This window comes from Syntrophomonas sp. UBA1041, assembly GCF_002316705.1.
GTDB lineage: Bacteria > Bacillota > Syntrophomonadia > Syntrophomonadales > Syntrophomonadaceae > DTU019.
The window spans coordinates 597-1,108 of sequence record NZ_DCEA01000077.1 but is presented as its reverse complement, the minus strand read 5'-3'; the positions used below and the strand labels follow the sequence as shown (position 1 = coordinate 1,108).

Genomic DNA, 512 nt, shown 5'->3' with positions numbered 1-512 from the left:
GGCTACGACCATATCACCTCGGCCATAGGCGGAGCCCTGGCAGGTGCGGTTGGGGCTGATTTCCTGTGCTATGTGACACCGGCCGAGCATTTAGGGCTGCCTACTGAAGAAGATGTAAAAGCAGGGGTAATCGCGGCTCGTATTGCAGCCCATGCCGCCGATCTGGCCCGGGGGAACCGGCAGGCCTGGGAGCGGGATCGGCAAATGGCGCAGGCCCGGGTGGATTCCGATTTGGACCGGCAGATCAGCCTATCCATAGATCCGGAGCAAACCCGGTCAGCTTTCGGCGCCAGGGATGATAGGCATGACTGTGCGGTTTGCGGGGCCGACTGTGCCGCTCAGGTTGCGGCTAAATATTTTGGCATAGCTTAGAGCCGGTATGGCCGGCAGTGCTGCGATTGGAGGGGTAGGCGGTGGAGTTTTTACTGGCGTTGCAGTTTCTGACCAAAGCGACTATAACCATTCCCGGCCCGGTGGAAGAAAAAAGCCTCGCCCGGGCGATGGCTTACTTC

General features: G+C 59.8%; 1 protein-coding gene. It reads left to right on the top strand.

Translation table 11 applies throughout. The features are described from left to right. Nucleotides 1–372, top strand: a 372-nt coding sequence (locus B2633_RS11980) for a phosphomethylpyrimidine synthase ThiC (protein WP_483170915.1), incomplete at its 5' end; no start/stop codon positions are given. Nucleotides 373–512: the final 140 nt, after the last annotated feature.